This is a genomic window from Pseudomonas sp. S2_E01 (genome assembly GCF_054668365.1).
This window is the reverse complement of the sequence record NZ_CP162762.1, coordinates 3604381-3620043: the sequence shown is the minus strand read 5'-3', so window position 1 is coordinate 3620043 and position 15663 is coordinate 3604381. Positions and strand designations below refer to the sequence as shown.

The window sequence follows — 15663 nt, the reverse complement described above, 5'->3', positions numbered from 1 at the left end:
CCCCGAGCCGGCGGGGTGCGTGGGGACGCTCGGTTAGCTGCTGGTAGCAGCGTGTTTTTTGAGGAGGCGTTCTACGCGCTCCAGATCCTTTTTGCCGCCGCAGTTGCTGTGCAGGTCGATGGCTTTGCTCAGGTGAGCCTTTGCCAACACCAGAAAACCAACGTCGGTTGTCGTGAGGTCTTCATTCGGGACTTTGGCAGCGTTTTCCTTACCGATTGCCAGGTGCAGCTTGGCGCGGGCTTGGTCGGGCATGTCCTGTTCAGCGGTAATGCGTGCTGCCTGCTCCAGAATCCACAACGGGAAGCCTTCGCCAGCTTTCTGCGATTTGAGCGCAGCTTCGGCGATTTCCTCGGCGATCAAGGTGCCAGTGGTGCGTTCGAAGCGGTCCGGCATGTTCAGGCCGTGCTTGATGACGTATTCGGCGATTTGCAGCGCACCGGGGTAGCCGCCGGCATCGATGCACCAGAGCATTATCGTAGTGAGCACTTCGTCCTGGGCACCGTTGCCAGCGTCCAGTACACCTTGCACGTAGGATTCGTACTCAGGGATCAATAGCGCCTTGAGTTCCGCTTTGCCCTGGTTGGACTGCACCTGCTTGAGACGTGCACGGTGCTGGGCCAGTTGGGCAAGTTGGTGCTCGTAGGCAGTAGCGCCTGCCATTGATGTGGCCGGCGCTTTTGCGGCGGCCTCTATGGCTGCACGTTTGCGCAGCTGGTTGCGTTGGGCGGGGGTCTGGTGCATGGCGTGCCTCTTAGCCTTCAACCGGTGCTTCAACCGGTGCTTCAGTCGGTGCTGGGTAGACGACGGCGGTGATGCCTTCCACCAGCGCGACCAGGCCGAAATCTTCGATCACATAGGCTTCGTTCGAAGACTGATAGTCAGCGATTCGATCCAGCTCAGGTTCGTCTTTCAGGTGACGACGGCGGGCCCCGTTCTGGTAGTAAATCGAAAGGTTGCTGAGGGTGGTGACCAGCACGGTGTTATCCGGGAAAAAAGGCGCGTCGACGACCGGCAGGCCGCCCAAACGGGCGCGGCTGACAATCTCTTGAGCGGCGTTTTCTTCCTGGTTGGAGTCAGCCCCCTTTTCCACGGCTGCCAGCAGTTTGCTGTGCATCAGGTTGCGGGAAACCAAGACGCGCAGATCCGGCCGGGTGCGGTGCCATGGGTCGAGCATCTGGATCGCGTCGAACACCAGGCCGTCGAGGTTGGCGTAATCACCCTCGAATACAGTGTCTACTCCCGCAACCTTGATGACTTTGCGGGGGCCAATGGTGGCAGCGTCCAACACGCGGTCATCGGCGCTGAGGCGAATTTTTTGCAGCCAACCGATGTTGACGTCTTGCAACAGGGGGTTGGCGGCACGGTTGGTGGTTGCTGCAGCGCTGGTACCGTTGAAGCCGATCATGATGCGGTCCAGGGCCTGGCGCAGGATGATCGCGTTGCTCAGCTTGACTTGGAAGTCGGGGAACTTGGCCCAGGCATCCAGCAGGGCATAGGGGAACGCGCTGTCGAAGTTCGTCTGCTTGCAGACGTAGCTGTCTTTGCTCAGCGTGCTGCGGCTCAACGGGCTGCGACGGGTGCCGCCGGAGGTATCAGTGCGGCTTGCAACCGGGCCATTTACGCCCAGCAGCAGGGCCTCGCCGGACTGCTCGTCGACGCCAATGATGTTGATCTGCTTCAGGAAACCATCGGATTCCTGCACCGCAACTTCCAGTTTTTGCTGGATGCTGGGGTCGACGCTGAATTTTTCGTGGGCACTGGCTACGCCATTGAGCAGGGCGATCTGCACGGCCAGGGCGGCGAAGGCGAAGCGTGTTTCTTTACGCATGGGGGTGTTCTCCGGTGAATAGGCTTGTCGGTGTTGGGCCGTGGGTTCAGTAAGCAGTCAGTACGGTGCCTGCACCGCCAGTGCTGTGCGGGCGCTGTGGCTGGCTGAGGTCAGCGGTTTGCCCGAGCTTGGTTTTGAGCTCTTTCAGCTCGGTATCCAGGCTGGTGAACTGCTTTTTCAGATCGACCAAGGCCTTGCTTGAAGCGTCGGCTTGCTCAGCCTGCTGGGTGGCGAGGGTTACCAGGCTTTCCAGCGCTTCACCGATGTCGGAGAAAGTGTTGGCGTCCTTGCCATCCTTGTCCTTGCTCAGTTTGATGAACTCACCGAGCTTGGCCTTGATTGCTGCAAAAGCACTCGGTTGGTCGGTGACTTCTTCGAATTCGAGTAAGGCCTCCTCGGCAGCGCTGAACAGGTTGTCTTTGTCCTGTTTGCGTCCGGCCAAGGTGCCATGTGTAGCGCTGAAGCTCAGGGCTTCGGTGCCCAGGCTGGCTGGGGTGTCAGTGATGGCGAGGCCGACCAGGTAGGCCTTGCCGCTATCGGCAAACTTGGGTTGGATCTCGACCGAGGTGTAGACCTTCTGACCGGCCTTGTTCAAGGCCAGCAATGCGTCGTTGGGTTCGAGCTGGGCGAACAACGCCAATTTCTTGATTCCGGCAATCTCGACTTCTTCAGCCTTGAGCGCCACTACGTCGCCATAAGCGCCGAACTCGCCGCCGGGCCAGTAACCCTTGATGTGTTCGCAGTTGATGCGAGCACCATAGGTGTTCTGGCTGTACTGCGAGGCCATGTCGTCAATCCAGCTCCGCTCGATGATGCGGCCATCGGTGGTCGCGCCTTCTACGGCAATGCGGGTCCACTTGGAGCGGAATTTCTGTTTGGTGCTGCTGGCCATGGGGAGTCCTCAGTGCGGTGGCGGCGAACTGCCGTTGCGATGTGGGCATGGTCGGTAGCTGGGGCCTCGCGGGCAACGAGCCGGACTTGTAGCGCGCCGCCTTACAGTGAACGGGGCGGGTATACCACGCGCGCGGGAGGCAGCATCTGCGCCATGAATGCTCTCGCTGAAATTCCCGTCCGTGATAACCGTCGCCAGGCCAAATTTTTGTACTGGACGGGTTGGCGCATCACCGAAATTGCCGAGTACTTGGACGAAAAAGAGAAGACTGTTCACAGCTGGAAAACCCGTGATGAATGGGACCGGGCGGATAATGTCGAGCGCATTGGCGGGGCGCTGGAGGCCCGGCTGGTGCAGTTGATCCTGAAGGAAGGCAAGACCGGCGGCGATTTCAAGGAAATTGATCTGCTCCACCGGCAGTTGGAGCGCCAGGCCCGTATTCAGAGGTTCCAGGGCGGCGGCACCGAGTCTGAGCTAAACCCGAAGCTGAATGACCGCAACAGCGGGCCGAAGAAAAAACCAAGCCGCAACGAGTTCAGCGAAGAGCATATCGAGCTGCTCACCCAGGCCTTTGTCGATGGATGTTTCGGTTATCAGCTGGACTGGTACAAGGCGGGTAATCAGCGCACCAGGGCAATCCTGAAAAGCCGGCAGATCGGGGCGACTTTCTACTTCGCTCGGGAGGCGTTGATCGATGCCCTGACCACGGGCCGTAACCAGATATTCCTGTCGGCGTCGAAGAATCAGGCCCACATTTTCAAGTCGTATATTCAGTCCTTTGCCAGGGAAGTCGTCGGCGTCGAGTTGACCGGCGATCCCATCACGCTTGCGAACGGCGCCGAGCTGCACTTCCTGGGCACCAACGCCCGAACCGCACAGGGCTACCACGGCAACTTCTACTTCGATGAATTCTTCTGGACGTTCAAGTTCAAGGAACTGAACAAGGTCGCCTCGGGCATGGCGATGCAGAAACAGTACCGCCGCACTTACTTCAGCACCCCGTCGAGCATGGCCCACGAGGCCTACACGTTCTGGACGGGGGAGCGCTTCAACAAGGGCAAGCCTGCCGCCAACCGTATTTCCGTGGATGTGTCCCACGATGCCCTGCAACAGGGGCGGTTGTGCGAGGACAAGGTGTGGCGGCAGATCGTCACGATTCTGGACGCCGAGCAGCGCGGCTGTGACTTGTTCGACCTTGAAGAGCTGCGCCAGGAGTACGACGCCGAGGCCTTCCAGAACCTGCTGATGTGCCAGTTTGTGGACGACGGGGCGAGCATCTTTCCGCTGGCAATGTTGCAGTCGTGCATGGTGGACAGTTGGGTCAACTGGGCCGAGGACTACAAACCATTGGCGCCGCGCCCGTTGGCTGACCGCCAAGTGTGGTTGGGCTATGACCCGGCCGAAACGGGCGACAGCTCTGGTCTGGTGGTCGTAGCGCCGCCGATGGTGCCGGGCGGTAAATTCCGGGTGATTGAGCGCCACCAGTTCCGTGGCATGGACTTCGCGGCGCAGGCCGAATCCATCCGCATGGTGACCCAGCGATATTGGGTGACCTATATCGGCATCGACGTAACGGGTATGGGCTCGGGCGTGGCGCAGCTGGTGCGGCAGTTCTTCCCCGGACTGACAACTTTCAGCTATTCGCCAGAGGTGAAGTCGCGCCTGGTCATGAAAGCCTATGACGTGATCAACAAGGGTCGACTGGAGTTCGACGCCGGCTGGACGGACTTCGCGCAATCACTGATGGCTATCCGCAAAACCATCACCGCCAGCGGCCGGCAGTTCACCTATACGGCTGGGCGTAGCGAATCAACCGGCCATGCCGACCTGGCTTGGGCGCTTTTCCATGCACTACACCACGAACCGCTCGAAGGGCAGACGGCTGCCAATACCGGGCGGATGGAGCTTTTTTGATGAGTACAAATAATGAGGTGGCGGTTGCCACTGAGCAGGCGGTGAGTGATCACAAGTCGGTGGCATTCACGTTCGGTGAGCCGGAGTCGGTGTTGTCGGCCAGGGAGATATTCGACTCGTTGGAGTGCTGGTTTAACGGACGTTGGTACGAGCCGCCATTGTCGCTGGACGGGCTGGCTCGGTCGGTTAAGGCCAGCGTTCACCTCGACTCGGGGCTGCGCTTCAAGCGCAACCAGCTGACCCGCACCTTCATCCCGCACAAGCTGCTGAGCCGTGAGGCGTTCGACCAGTACGCCCAGGATTATCTGGCATTGGGCAATGCGTACGTGGAGGCGCGGCGGTCACTACTGGGCTCGACTGTGGCGCTAAAGCCGCCGTTGGCGAAGTACATGCGAGTGGGGAAGGACGACCGCTTTTTCCAAGTGCAGGGCTGGAAGAATGAGCATGAATTTGACCAGGGCAGCGTCTTTCACTTACGTGAGCTGGATCTGCATCAGGAAATTTACGGGTTGCCGGAGTGGCTCTGTGCTCTGCAATCGGCGCTGTTGAATCAATCGGCGACGTTGTTTCGCCGCAAGTACTACGAGAACGGCAGTCATGCGGGTTTCATCCTGTACATGACGGACGCGGCGCAGAACGAATCCGACATCGACGACTTGCGCACCGCTTTGAAAAATTCCAAGGGGCCGGGCAACTTCCGCAACCTGTTTGTGTACGCGCCGAACGGGAAGAAAGAAGGCATACAGCTCATACCGGTCAGCGAGGTTTCGGCCAAGGACGAATTCAACTCGATCAAGGACCAGACTCAGGGCGATGTGCTCGCGGCTTTGCGGGTTTATCCCCAACTGATGGGCATCGTGCCGAAAAACGCTGGGGGCTTTGGCTCCCCGAAGGAGGCAGGGGAGGTATGGGCCACCCTGGAGCTTGAGCCGATTCAGGCACGCCTGGCCCTTCTCAATGATTGGGTCGGCGAGGAAGTCGTGCGCTTCAAGCCATTTGAACTTGGAGCGGGGGAGAAATAGTACCCCCGCGCAGTAAACGAGGCGACGAGCAGGTGCGCTAACACCCGCTCGACGCTGAATCACTCGAACACGCCGAGTGCTCCAACCAAGGCCTCGCCCCACTGCGCAGGGGGTGCGAAGCCTAAGCGAATCCAATTGTCGAAACAAGGATCACTTATGAGCACACCGATAATCCCGTGGATGGGCGGCAAGCGTCGCCTGGCAGATCGCCTTATTCCGCTGTTCCCACCCCATGAATGCTACGTCGAGGTATTTGCCGGCGGCGCCGCGCTTTACTTCATGCGGCCCCAGGCTGCGCCGGTTGAAGTCCTCAATGACATCAACGGCGACCTGGTGACTTTGTATCGCGTGGTGCAGAACCACTTGGAAGAGTTCGTGCGCCAGTTCAAGTGGGCGCTCAGCTCTCGCCAGGTGTTCGAATGGCAGAAGATGACCAGGCCGGAAACGCTCACCGACATCCAGCGGGCTGCCCGGTTTTTCTACCTGCAGCACCATGCCTTCGCTGGCAAGGTCAGCGGGCAGACCTTCGGTACCGCCACCACTGGCCCTGCCATCAACCTGCTGAGGATCGAGGAGAACCTGTCTGCTGCCTGGCAACGGCTGTCGGGTACCTACGTCGAGAACCTGGGCTGGCTGGAATGCGCGGAGCGGTACGACCGGCCGCACACCTTCCACTACATGGATCCTCCTTACTGGCAGACCGCAGGCTATGGCGTGGACTTTCCCTTTGAAAACTACGAGCGAATGGCCGACTTTATGCGCCGCTGCAAGGGCAAAGTGATGGTCAGCATTAACGACCACCCCGATATTCGGCGTGTGTTTGATGGGTTCCACTTCGAAACGGTGGACATCCGATACAGCACGGCTAATCAGCGGCAGGGGAAAGCCGAGGTCAGCGGGGAGCTGGTGATCATGAATTGGGAGCCCGATGCCTTCGGCGGGCTGTTCTAAGGAGCGGGCTCAATCAAGCTGGCGTCCTTATTTCTCACGTTGCCCACGGCGGTGTTGACCTTGAACCATTCAAAGGTTTCGGACGGCTCGCCCTGGTGCAACACCATCTGCTCGGCACGCTCCTTCGGCGTTGTCGGATCCAGCCATTCGCGGGCAAGGTCCGGCGTAAGTACCACTGGCCTTCTGTCGTGGATGTCCACCATGCCACCAGCGCTATCGGCGGTAATGATCACAAAACCGTCATGCTCGCCTGGGCCTTCATCAGCGTCTGGTAGCTGTCCAATGGCTGCGCACAAAATCGGTGCCCCGTCCCGCCTGCGGATCAGATAAGGCTGTTTCTTCGGTCCGCCTACATCAACCCACTCGAACCAGTTGTCGATAGGCGTGATCGCACGGTGTGGCCAGATCGCCCTAAAGAACGGGCCGTGTGCAACCTTTTCGACACGTGCATTGATGGGCGCGGCCCGGTCTTTCGCCCAATGCGGGCGCCACCCCCATCGCACAGAATCGGCGTGTAGCAGCTCGCCCTGGAGGTGTAGTAACGCCACGTGGGTCGTTGGGGCGACGTTGTATCGCTCGATCGGCTGATCACCCACCGAGTTTGCCAGGGCATTGGGCATGCTCAGTGCCGCAACAAAGTCGTGGATTCCCCGGTACTGCGACAGTCTTCCGCACATGGCAAACCCTCTTTCCGTTTGACCTTAGACAATCGTGGTCGGCCGAGGTCTCATTTCATTGACGATGCGCCGCAGCTCGTCCGCCTCCCGCCTGCTCACATTGGACAATGTGGTCAGGTCGGCGATTTGCTTACGCATTGCTGCGGCTTCGGCTCCACGTTCCCGCAGATACCCCGCAAACTCAGTGTTCTTCGCCTGGGTTTCCAGAAGCATTTGACTGATACCGAAAACGTCTGCCCGCGCTTTGCGTAATTGCAGATTGAGTTCCTGGATCTCGTTCTCCAGCAGACGGCAATGCTGTCGGTACATCTGCAGTGGGGTGGGGAGACCAAGCCATCCGAGGGTGTCTTCATCACTGTTCATGGGTACGAATCCAATACTGTATGCGCATACAGTAAACGACGTTTGGTCATGACGCGATTTGAGGCGACGAGCTGTAGGGGGAGGCGGAGATTGGGCCGGAAAAGTCAGCTGGGATAGATGAAAGTTTGCCCTTCAGAAGCATGAAAAAACCCACTTCAACATAGCATTTGCTGGCTGTCACGGCAAGCGTTGAGGGCTGCGTGGGCCAATAAACACGGGGCTTTCAGCATGTTTCCGCCTACCCATCAGTCGCAGCCAGGACAGGCCCAGGCTCACCGTTGTAAGGCAGGGGAGTTGGCGTGCTACACAGGGCCACTGACATGCCACAAGTGGGGCAGTGGCGTGCTTCAGCACTCGGCGCGCGCCGTCGTCCCCCCACCTCGCCTGCGGGCTAAATGGCTCGTTATTTCTGCGACCCTGCGGACCACTCCCGGCGGCTCAGGCTGGGCGCTTGCTTGGCGTTGTAGAGAGGTTGAAAGCCTGCGGAACCCTGCACCGAGGGGGTATTTCTTCGAAAGGTCTGGAGGCGTTGCAGAGCAGGTAGAGGGGGGGTATTTCAAAAAGAGTAATTTCAGTAACCACGTTTGGTTAATAGGCTGGAGGCCCCGTATTTCGTGGGGTTGGGTATTACAAAAAGGAGTAACAGAGAAGTAATTGAAAAGGTAATTTTTTGCCAACGTGTTGTTTTTAAAGGGTTTTTATAAAAATGAGAATTACATTTATAAAGAGTAATCAGATTACTTCAATATTACTTAAAGATTACCTTTTGCCCGGAATACAAAACCCTTCAATTTCAATGGCTTGAGCATGAAAAACGGTCAAGATTACTTATGTTACTCTTTTTTGCCCCCCTCCAGATTTTGAATCTCAGCCCCCACACATGTGATGCGCACGCGTGAAATGTGCGTTTGAACACAGTGATGAGGCGGGATGCTGAGTTTTATGGCTGGGCCAGGCTGACGTCTAGACGCCACTGGGAATGAGTCGGTCAATTTTTCTGTTTGGCGGTTTTTTTGCCATCTAAAGCCAGTGATTTTTTTTTGGCCAGACAAAGGCTCAGCTGATCGGGCAATTGCTCTATTGAGATGAGTGCAAGATTGTCCGTGAGGATTCGTTCATCTTGTAGAACTGCAAATGATGGAGACCACAGGAGACCTTCTTTATCGAACTCGTATACAAGTTGGCGGCTAGGTAATCCCATGGCTTTCAACCTTGATACTAAGCGCGCAGCCTGAGACGCAGCATCCGATAAGGCGTCGTGTGCCTCGTAAAGCTTTTTAACGTCTTTGCCTCGAAAAATGAACGACACCTGGCAGCCGTCATAGTGAGAATGAAAATCCAGTATTGGGTCATGACGCTCGGCCATTCTGCGCAGCAGTTTTCGAGTCCAGTCGCGGATCGCAAAATAACTATCTTTGCCTGCTTCGGATGCAAAGGCCGTGAGGAAGGGCTTGCCTACGAGAAGCACGAAGGCAACCCCGATGATAATCAGCTGGTGGGAGGAGCCATCGGCGTTATGTGACAGGGCTGTGCGTTTGATTTTTAATGGAGCGTCACTCGTAGCTTCATCTAGCCATGCATCGTCGACGTCTCTTGGGTCCACCGCAATTTCAATTCTTACGTCGTCTGGCAAGTCGGATAGCTTCAACGGTGGTCGCACGGTGGATGTGATATCGAGCTCCAGATCGCTGAAGGCTAGTACGTTTCCCCCTGAGTAGTATCCCAGGATGGCAGCGACAAACTCTCTACCTGATGCTGTCTGAAAATACGCACTTTCTAGGACTTTACCCTTTGGCTGTCCAGGATCGTGATTATGGAGAAGGCTGAATGGCGCTTCGTTCACGCTAGCGACTAGCTCATGGGGGTTCAGGTCCAGTAGGAGCTCGCCGTCGTCACCACGTCCATCCGACCATATTATCGATCGCACAATTTTTCCGAAGGCGCCCGACGAGTGTCGCTTCTCGGCCTCTTCAAACCACTCAAGAGCCTGAGGGCTGTCGTTCAAAAGATCACTCATGGATATTCCTTGAAAAGTAGCGTTTCGCAGAGCATAGCAGCGAGAAGGAACGGGTGAACCATGAGATCGTTTTGACCGTATTTTGTTGGATATTTGGGGGGGCGGAGGGCGGTGCGATGGTACAAAAGTGGTACGGATAATCTGTATTAAGCCTCAATCCCTTGTATGTAAGGGCGGGCGATTAGTCGTTCCAATCCATCACCGATAAACCTGTTGAATTTGAGCGTGAATGGTTTCAATCCCCCCCATCCGCACGCTCAATACGCAAGTTCCCGAAACGGACGGATCTCACTCGGCGGGCAATTGCTCGCTCCTAGCTCAAGGTGCCAGTAGCCCACATCGGTCCATTGACCGAGCTTGTAACCGACCTTCGGGTAGGTACCGATGTGACGGAAACCAAGTCGCTCATGCATTCCTACGCTACCCGAATTAGGCTGGGAAATACCTGCATAGGCAGAACGAAAGCCCTGTCGAGCTAGGGTGGGCAGCAACACTTCATAAAGGCTGCGGCCCACACCTTTGCGACGTTCGCTCTCGGCAATGTAGACGGTGACATCTACTGCCCAGCGGTACGCCGCGCGAGCTCGATGTTGGCTGGCATAGGCGTAGCCGACCACTATGCCTTCTCGAACCGCAACCAGGTAAGGATAGGTCTGCAGTGTCACTGCGATACGCTGTTGTATCTCTTCGACGGTCGGTGGCACCTCTTCGAAAGAAATTGCGGTGCTGGTTACTATCGGAGCGTAGATAGATTGGATGGTCAAAGCGTCGTCAAGCTGTGCCACCCTTATTTCGAAAGACATATATGACCTTAGATTGAGCGTTGGTTCACGCGTGCCATGAGTTGTTCGGCGCTTTCCTTGCGTTCTGAATACCGATCTACCAGGAAGGCCTGACTGTCACGCAGAAGTAGCGTGAATTTTATGAGCTCCTCCATCACGTCGACCACCCGATCGTAGAACGCAGAAGGCCTCATTCGACCAGCCTCGTCGAATTCCATATAGGCTTTCGGTACAGAGGATTGATTGGGAATTGTGAACATGCGCATCCAGCGACCCAATACACGCAACTGATTGACCACGTTGAAGGACTGTGAACCGCCGCAGACCTGCATCACTGCCAGTGTCTTCCCTTGGGTAGGGCGAACAGCGCCGAGCTCAAGAGGTACCCAGTCGATTTGCGCCTTGAACACGGCTGACATCGCGCCATGTCTTTCCGGTGAACACCAAACCTGACCTTCCGACCACAACATCAGGTCGCGCAGTTCCTGCACCTTAGGGTGATCCACCGGAGCGTCGTCGGGCAGTGGGAGCCCGGTAGGATTGAAGACTCGGGTTTCCGCACCGAAGTACTCAAGTAAGCGCACGGCCTCTTCTACCAGCAGACGGCTGAAGGAGCGCTCACGAGTCGATCCATATAGCAACAGGATCCGAGGCTTTTGATCGTTCGGGCGAGGCGTCATCTGCGGAGCGTCGAACAGAGAAAGGTCCAGGTTGGGTAGTTGCTCTGACATAAGTACTCCTTCTCAGATTGTGCCGATTCGATCCAGCTCACGTTTGAGTTCATCGCGGCTGAGGCTGTTGAAGGGAAGGGCTAGGAACGCTTTGCAGCGTTGTTCGATTCGAGCAAGCGTGACGCTGAACGCGGCATCAACCGTTGATTCGTCACCCACGGTATCGGACGGATCTTCTAGGCCCCAATGAGATTTCAAGGCCGGGCCGAAGTACACCGGGCAAGATTCACCCGCCGCTTTGTCGCATACAGTGATGACGACATCCGGAGGGTTATCTTCGAATGCTTCATTGCCCTTGCTGTGCAAGCCTTCGATGGAGATGCCCGACTGTTTCAAGGTAGTCAAACTGCGTGGCAGTACCTGCCCTTTGGGAAAGCTTCCGGAGCTCACCGCTTTGAATCCTTCCGGCGCTAGGTGGTTAAACATGGCTTCTGAAAGAATGCTACGGCAGCTGTTGGCCGTGCACATGAACAGGACTCGCATTTATTGCTCCTTCCGCTCTTCGCGGATACCAAAGACTTAGGCACAGCGCCAGTTCGAGGGTGTTATCGATTGGGATTAGCAGCAGGCAATATCGCGGAAAGGGCGTCCATCCATATTCTGTAGGCGGGAAGCGTCCTCCTGCAGCCACTGAACGTTAGCCCGTAATGTCACTTGCAATATCTCGTACACCCAGGCGGGAAGGTCCGGATTTAGACGGTAGTAAATCCATAGCCCCTGGCGACGATCCTGCAACAAGCCACTACCGCGTAAATGTGCGAGGTGGCGGCTGATCTTCGATTGGCTATCGTCGAGAGCACACATCAGTTCGCAGACGCAAAGCTCTCCATGGGAGGCGATCAGTAATGTGGCGCGGGCACGGGTTTGATCTGCCAGGCTTTTGAATACTTCTGGAGGGGTTATCATGCCGAATACTTTTATATGTGGATAATCGAATATACGCATATAAGCATATGTGGGACAAGTACCCACGGACGAACGCCCGCTTTTGGTCAACCTTTGGGGATGGTGTTGGTACGAAAGTGGTACGTGGATTTATGAGTGGCTCTACAAGGCCAATATTACCGGTACTTTTGGATTAGTAGCTCCAATCCATCATCGGCACGGGATGTGCGCGCACCAAGAGCTTTGCCCGTGGTTTAGGGCATTTTTAGGGCAGAACAAGGACCGCTTTAGGCCGCATTAGGCCTTCACGGCAGCGAGAAAACCGCGGGTTTACAGGCCCATAGCGGCCTGTGTGAATGACTGAAGGGGTTCGAATCCCTATCTATGCCTCTGAAGTTTCGAGCGACCGCTTACCCAAAACTGCCCTTCGTGGAGGGCAGCAGTCGGCCATAAGCAGTCGGTCGTGACCGTCTGCTGTTGGCCGATACCTCCGTCGTCACGATGTTTTTTGGAGTGGGCGACCAGGTTGAAGTAGGTTTGCTACAGCCATCACCAGATCTTCCAAAGACCAAGGTTTCTCCAAGTACGTCGTTGAGGTGGGAACAGTTGAGGCATCCAGCGCGTAGCCGGAAGTGAGGATCGTGGCGATGGACGGCCATTTCGTCTTCACCAACGCGACAAATTCGGCGCCTTGCAGTTGACCTGGCAAACCATGATCCGCGATGACGAGCGAACAATCATTCGGCCTGCTCAGCAGGTAAATCAAAGCCTCATCTGCGGTTTCAAAGTCCAAGGAGTGGAGACCAATCTCGGCCAAAATATCGACCATCAACACGCGAAGTATTGGGTCGTCCTCAACAACGATCGCCCATCCGGGTATGGGTGAGAGTTTTTCCCATTCTATGTTCACGCAATGGTTCCTTGCTCGAATGTCGCCATATGCGGTTTTGACGCCTCCCGTATAGGCATTTTTTGAGAAACTAATGATCAGACGTCCGCGAAGAAACGTCTCTTAATTGAGAGAGACAAACGACACCTTTGAGTTGATCGCGGCCCTTCTCGGTAGCCAGCGATCGGCCCTTATCGACCTCTTCGGCAGCACTATTTTTATGGTCCTGATCACTATTTGGCTAATACCACCGTGCCCGTCGCTTGGTGCGCTGCCATTTCAGAACGAAGCTCACCAATCAAATTTGCAATTGCCCGGCTGGACGTCAGTTCGCTGGTCGTAACCGCAGTGACCAGAAGATCGACCCGGCCAGAGGTCGAATCGAATACCTTGATCATCAAAGATCCGTCCGGATTGGCTGAGCATGTGCAGGAGAGAGGCTGGAATCCACATTCAATAATGTGACGAAGCTCTAGTGTCGAGATCATGACTCGCGTCCCTTGGGTCGGATGAAAGGAATCTAGCTTATTAATATTAGCTGCGGATCCTCGGTATGGGAGGCTGGAGTCACATCTCGTTGCAACCCCCCGCAGTGACCGCTACGGGTCGTTTTCTGCCTGTGGCGGCCAGATGAAAATGGCCCATGGCTACTCGAGCAGATGGTAATCGTCACGGGTCCTTGGATCCATGGTTCCACCTCGGCAGTTATGGCCGCGCATGGGCTTCAGTCCAGGAAGAAAGACGAGAGCCTCCGCTTCGAATGCGAACGACAAAGCTTGCATCGTGACCGGCCGCAATGTCCGCCGGCCTTCCTCAAGCCCCTTGATTGCCATGACAGAAACCCCGGACCGAAATGCGAGTGCCTCCGCTGACCAGTTCAACATGGCGCGGGCAGGGGCGCAGTGGAAGGCCGAGAAGGACAACGGCAGGTCACCTATAAAAGGGCCGGGTCCCCATTCGATGCCCGCTTCTTTCAAGGCTCTGATCTGCTCCAGGTCGATAATTTTTCCCGTCATCACACAATCCCTAGAATGCTGTTTGTATATACAGTAAAGCACGCAGGGGCGAACCGTTCTAGAGCCTCACATCGAAATTGGAGGAGTCACGGTATTATGGAAGATGGCAGGGAGCGCAAATGATGATGCGGTGATCGGCCGGTAGGACGCGAGGATTGTTTAGGAAGCGGATGATCTAGGTGCAGGCGTCTGTTCAGTTCATGCGGAGTCTGCGAAAAACAGAAACAGACACCTTAACAGACACCTAGTTGAAGCGAGGAAGGCTGGAGGCCTTGAAAATAGTGGAGCGGGTGAAGGGAATCGAACCCTCGTTATCAGCTTGGGAAGCTGGAAAAAAATCTTTTGTAGAACCCGCTCAAAAGATGATTAGACCGATTTGGGTGGCAAATCAATCCACAAGTCGTCTTACATACTTTTTGGATATCCACCCTTCAACGCCATCTTGCCCCACGACAGATACACGCAGCCATACACGATTGTCATTTTCGAGCACTTCTAATAGCGCACCATCAGATAAGAAGACCTCTAAGACCTCCGCTTTCATTCCGGGATTTGCCCGTAAACGAACCGATTCACCTCTGACAAACCTATAATTTTTTAGCAAGTCCAGTGGTATCTCACAAGCGGCACTGCGAATAGTTTTACCCAATTGCCCCGCAGTCATCCCAGGAAGAATTTTTGGCTGCAGAAAACATAGTTCTTCACGTGCTCCATTTTGCAAGGCAAGGTATCCGAAAGATGCGCCAGTGAGCCAGATAAGCCATGTTATGAACCATTTTGTGACTGAGCTAAGGTTCGAGATGTCCCCAGCTTTAGAAATGCTGGATAACTCCGCTTCGATAGCCGCCCGGCTTGCTCCTATATCCTCCGCAGTGAGGCTACTCCCTTCAGCCAGTGCAAGATGTGAGATTAGCGAAGTAAGCGCGTTGTGTTCATCCTCCCTCGCTACGCTTATTGTTTCAAGGACAGTTTGGGTGGGGAGTGCATGCCAATCAAAGTTTTGTGACTCGGGCAACGAGCTGATAGCCGCCAAAGACGCCCCTAACGACAATATCGCAGGAAAGGACTTCATGAATGTTTGAATGGCTCTGAAGTCAAGTGCAGGCCCCATAACGGCTGCTTGCATAGCTTTGAAGTCCAGTGCAGGAATCAAGGTGGCTGCTTGCATAGCTTTAAAATCAATTGCGGGCCCCATGACAGCCGCTTGCATAGCTTTAAAGTCCAATGCGGGGCCCATTACAGCCGCTCGCATAGCTTTAAAGTTGATTGCGGGGCCCATGACAGCCGCTCGCATAGCTTTAAAGTTGATTGCGGAGCCCATGCTAGCCGCTCGCATAGCCTTAAAGTCCAGTGCGGGAATCATGTTGGCCGCTTGCATAGCCTTAAAGTCCAGTGCGGGAATCATGGTGGCCGCTTGCATTGCTTTAAAGTCGAGTGCGGGAATCATGGTGGCCGCTTGCATTGCTTTAAAGTCGAGTGCGGAAATCAGGGTGGCTGCTCGAATGGCTTTAAAGTCCAGTGCATGAGGAAACGCAGGCTCTACTATGCACAAATTCAAGTCAGGATTCGGCGCCCCTTCAGTAGTATCAAGCGAGATTGAGTCGGCGAATGAGTTCGCCTCAAGCTCAGTTGTACTTTTATTAGTCTTATGCCCATCGTTTTCGGGACGCTGGTCGCTGTTGTCATCCATCCTCTC

17 protein-coding genes and 1 tRNA gene are annotated in these 15663 nt (G+C 55.6%); 3 read left to right on the top strand and 15 right to left on the bottom strand.

All coding sequences use genetic code 11. The annotated features are described in order from the left end of the window. Positions 1 to 33: 33 nt before the first annotated feature. The 3 genes from gpM to AB4O36_RS16735 are packed head-to-tail and all read right to left on the bottom strand — an operon-like array spanning position 34 to position 2720. Positions 34 to 741 carry a phage terminase small subunit gene (gpM, locus tag AB4O36_RS16745; RefSeq protein ID WP_460139772.1) on the bottom strand — a complete coding sequence of 236 codons (708 nt, stop codon included), beginning with the start codon at positions 739 to 741 and terminating at the stop codon, positions 34 to 36. A gap of 10 nt (positions 742 to 751) precedes the next feature. Further along, positions 752 to 1828, bottom strand: a complete 1077-nt coding sequence (locus AB4O36_RS16740) for a phage major capsid protein, P2 family (RefSeq protein ID WP_460139771.1) — start codon at positions 1826 to 1828, stop codon at positions 752 to 754. Positions 1829 to 1874: 46 nt separating this feature from the next. Further along, positions 1875 to 2720, bottom strand: a complete 846-nt coding sequence (locus AB4O36_RS16735) for a GPO family capsid scaffolding protein (protein WP_105227833.1) — start codon at positions 2718 to 2720, stop codon at positions 1875 to 1877. Between the two features lie 153 nt (positions 2721 to 2873). On the opposite strand from AB4O36_RS16735, the gene AB4O36_RS16730 reads away from it, so the two are divergent. The 3 genes from AB4O36_RS16730 (at position 2874) to AB4O36_RS16720 (ending at position 6607) form a co-directional block, all read left to right on the top strand. Beyond that, the gene (locus tag AB4O36_RS16730) at positions 2874 to 4634 is read left to right on the top strand and encodes a terminase ATPase subunit family protein (RefSeq protein WP_269131698.1); all 1761 of its coding nucleotides are present in this window, start codon (positions 2874 to 2876) and stop codon (positions 4632 to 4634) included. Continuing rightward, complete coding sequence (locus AB4O36_RS16725) at positions 4634 to 5656, top strand: phage portal protein (RefSeq protein ID WP_460139770.1); 1023 nt, start codon at positions 4634 to 4636, stop codon at positions 5654 to 5656. Before AB4O36_RS16730 ends, AB4O36_RS16725 begins: the two co-directional genes overlap by 1 nt. Before the next feature lie 156 nt (positions 5657 to 5812). Further along, positions 5813 to 6607 (top strand): DNA adenine methylase, encoded by a 795-nt coding sequence (locus AB4O36_RS16720; protein ID WP_460139769.1) that lies wholly within the window; start codon positions 5813 to 5815, stop codon positions 6605 to 6607. On the opposite strand, the gene AB4O36_RS16715 is transcribed toward AB4O36_RS16720, so the two are convergent. The 12 genes from AB4O36_RS16715 to AB4O36_RS16660 all read right to left on the bottom strand — a co-directional run bounded on the left by AB4O36_RS16715 (position 6604) and on the right by AB4O36_RS16660 (position 15657). Continuing rightward, positions 6604 to 7284, bottom strand: a complete 681-nt coding sequence (locus AB4O36_RS16715; protein ID WP_460139768.1) for an SOS response-associated peptidase family protein — start codon at positions 7282 to 7284, stop codon at positions 6604 to 6606. The genes AB4O36_RS16720 and AB4O36_RS16715 overlap by 4 nt on opposite strands. Before the next feature lie 24 nt (positions 7285 to 7308). Then, a complete protein-coding gene (locus AB4O36_RS16710; protein ID WP_312494916.1) occupies positions 7309 to 7647 on the bottom strand; it encodes a hypothetical protein in 339 nt (112 codons plus the stop codon). Positions 7648 to 8635: 988 nt separating this feature from the next. After that, the gene (locus tag AB4O36_RS16705; protein WP_460139767.1) at positions 8636 to 9664 is read right to left on the bottom strand and encodes a hypothetical protein; all 1029 of its coding nucleotides are present in this window, start codon (positions 9662 to 9664) and stop codon (positions 8636 to 8638) included. 257 nt (positions 9665 to 9921) lie between these two features. Then, positions 9922 to 10467, bottom strand: a complete 546-nt coding sequence (locus AB4O36_RS16700; RefSeq protein ID WP_460139766.1) for an arsinothricin resistance N-acetyltransferase ArsN1 family B — start codon at positions 10465 to 10467, stop codon at positions 9922 to 9924. Positions 10468 to 10475: 8 nt separating this feature from the next. Beyond that, positions 10476 to 11177, bottom strand: coding sequence for an arsenical resistance protein ArsH (gene arsH / locus AB4O36_RS16695; RefSeq protein WP_460139765.1), 702 nt, complete (start codon positions 11175 to 11177; stop codon positions 10476 to 10478). Between the two features lie 12 nt (positions 11178 to 11189). After that, entirely contained in the window at positions 11190 to 11660 is a 471-nt protein-coding gene (locus AB4O36_RS16690) for an arsenate reductase ArsC (RefSeq protein ID WP_460139764.1), read from the bottom strand. Positions 11661 to 11735: 75 nt separating this feature from the next. Then, the gene (locus AB4O36_RS16685; RefSeq protein ID WP_460142151.1) at positions 11736 to 12083 is read right to left on the bottom strand and encodes a metalloregulator ArsR/SmtB family transcription factor; all 348 of its coding nucleotides are present in this window, start codon (positions 12081 to 12083) and stop codon (positions 11736 to 11738) included. A 475-nt stretch (positions 12084 to 12558) separates the two neighbouring features. Next, a complete protein-coding gene (locus AB4O36_RS16680; protein WP_460139763.1) occupies positions 12559 to 12972 on the bottom strand; it encodes a response regulator in 414 nt (137 codons plus the stop codon). 212 nt (positions 12973 to 13184) lie between these two features. Then, complete coding sequence (locus AB4O36_RS16675) at positions 13185 to 13439, bottom strand: DUF1652 domain-containing protein (RefSeq protein WP_323628657.1); 255 nt, start codon at positions 13437 to 13439, stop codon at positions 13185 to 13187. A 159-nt stretch (positions 13440 to 13598) separates the two neighbouring features. Beyond that, complete coding sequence (locus AB4O36_RS16670) at positions 13599 to 13967, bottom strand: helix-turn-helix domain-containing protein (RefSeq protein ID WP_460139762.1); 369 nt, start codon at positions 13965 to 13967, stop codon at positions 13599 to 13601. Between the two features lie 282 nt (positions 13968 to 14249). Next, a tRNA-Gly gene (locus AB4O36_RS16665) sits at positions 14250 to 14322 on the bottom strand. Between the two features lie 33 nt (positions 14323 to 14355). Beyond that, entirely contained in the window at positions 14356 to 15657 is a 1302-nt protein-coding gene (locus tag AB4O36_RS16660) for an SH3 domain-containing protein (RefSeq protein ID WP_460139761.1), read from the bottom strand. Between the last annotated feature and the right edge of the window lie 6 nt (positions 15658 to 15663).